Source organism: Polaromonas sp. P1_E1_2, from assembly GCF_056406035.1.
The window spans coordinates 1-1,651 of sequence record NZ_JBFUAZ010000775.1 but is presented as its reverse complement, the minus strand read 5'-3'; the positions used below and the strand labels follow the sequence as shown (position 1 = coordinate 1,651).

Annotated in this window: 2 protein-coding genes and 1 pseudogene; 1 reads left to right on the top strand and 2 read right to left on the bottom strand. The window is 60.9% G+C overall.

Going from position 1 to position 1,651, the window contains the following annotated elements:
* A pseudogene (locus tag AC1D1P_RS22760) lies at positions 1-401 on the bottom strand (ABC transporter substrate-binding protein); the annotation flags it as partial.
* 169 nt (positions 402-570) lie between these two features.
* On the bottom strand, positions 571-1,050 hold the full coding sequence (locus tag AC1D1P_RS22755; protein WP_477670890.1) for a fasciclin domain-containing protein: 480 nt from the start codon (positions 1,048-1,050) through the stop codon (positions 571-573).
* Between the two features lie 228 nt (positions 1,051-1,278).
* Between AC1D1P_RS22755 and AC1D1P_RS22750 the strand changes: the two genes are divergently transcribed.
* Positions 1,279-1,651, top strand: a 373-nt coding sequence (locus AC1D1P_RS22750; protein ID WP_477674554.1) for a substrate-binding domain-containing protein, incomplete at its 3' end; no start/stop codon positions are given.

Below are 1,651 nucleotides of genomic sequence, written 5' to 3'. Positions count from 1 at the left end.
GCGTGGGGGATGCCCAGCCCGCCCTGGCGGGACAGCGCCACGATCTGGCTGGCAACCTGGTCGCCGACACTGCCGGAAAGCACCATGCAGGCGGGGTTGTCCTTGACCGAGTCCAGTGCCGCGCGCAGGCTTGCGGGGGTGCCGTCCGTTTCAAGTGCCAGATGCTGGACCTGCCTGCCGCGGACGCCGCCGCGCAGGTTGATGTCCTGCCAGGCGGCGCGTGAGCCGATCAGGAAGTCCTTGGAGACATCCTGCTGGGCCTGGGAAAAATCAACCGGCTGGGCCACGACGATGCTGCGCGATGAAGCGCCCTTGCCGGGCTGGGCCCAGGCTGGGCTCGCAATTGCTGCGGCAACCAGGCCGGCGCGGCGAAGCAGCCGGCGGCGACTAACTAAAGGCATTTGAGCTGGCATGGATGTTCCCCGGTGCGAGGCGACTTGCCGTGCACGGATTGCTACTAAAACAATAGCTGCTTGCGCAGGCTCCATAAGGTCTGGAGCACGAAATTGCACAAATTCAATAGAAAACGGGTCAAACCTTCCGGCTTGACCCGTTCCAGCACCCGTGGGCTTATTTGGCGGGCGGAATCAGCACGCTGTCCACAATGTGAACAACGCCATTGGTGGCGGAAATGTCGGCGGTCTGGACCATGGCGTCCTCGATGGTGACGAATTCGCCGGCCTTGGAGAGCGCCACATTGGCGCCGTTGACGGTTTTGGCGTTGCCGTTTTTGACGTCAGCTGCCATCACCTTGCCGGGAACGAGGTGGTAGGCCAGAACCGCCTTGAGTTTGGCCGGATCTTTGGCGAGCTCGTCCATGGTTTTGGCCGGCACTTTGGCGAAAGCCGCGTTGGTGGGTGCGAATACGGTGTAAGGGCCGGTGCCCTTGAGTGTGTCGGTCAGCCCGGCTTTGGCTACCAGGCCATTGAGGGTGCTGAGCTGCGATTGGGTGGCAATCGTGTCTGCCACGGACACCGGGGTGGAGGTGGTGGCGCAGCCGGCGAGGGCGGCAACAGCGGTAGCGAGGACCAGAAAGCGGCGGTTCAACATGAAAGATTCTCCTGATTAATCCTGATTAAGACGAGGCCAAGGGTAGGAGAGCCCGATGACAGATTCGTGACGGTAATTTGAAGGTTTTGTGACGCTATAGAGGGGCGGCAGCCCGCCGGGAGGCTGTCATATTTGTCACATCCTTGTCACACAAGATTTCTACAGTCGACGCATCTTCCCGATCAATCCCAACCAGTTTCGACCAATCCCAACCCAAGAGGTGTTCTGATGAACCTGACTTTTAAAGCTTCCCTGACTACCGTAGTAGGCCTTGCCCTGACGTCGCTTGCCACGCTCGCCGCCGCCCAGGACGTGACCGGCGCCGGTGCGAGCTTCCCGGCCCCCCTGTATTCCAAGTGGGCGGCTGACTACAACAAGGCCACCAGCGTCAAGATCAACTACCAGTCGGTCGGTTCCGGCGCCGGTTTGCGCCAGATTGAAGCCAAAACCGTTGATTTCGGCGCTTCCGACGCCCCCCTGAAAGATGAAGAACTGGTCAAAAAGGGCCTGATGCAATTCCCCACGGTGATCGGCGGCGTCATTCCTGTGGTCAACATCAAGGGCATCACCCCCGGCCAGCTCAAGCTGAGCGGCCAGGTGC

Excerpts from the sequence above, each read along its gene's own strand:
- AC1D1P_RS22755 (WP_477670890.1), bottom strand. The coding sequence starts at position 1,050 with ATGTTGAACCGCCGCTTTCTGGTCCTCGCTACCGCTGTTGCCGCCCTC.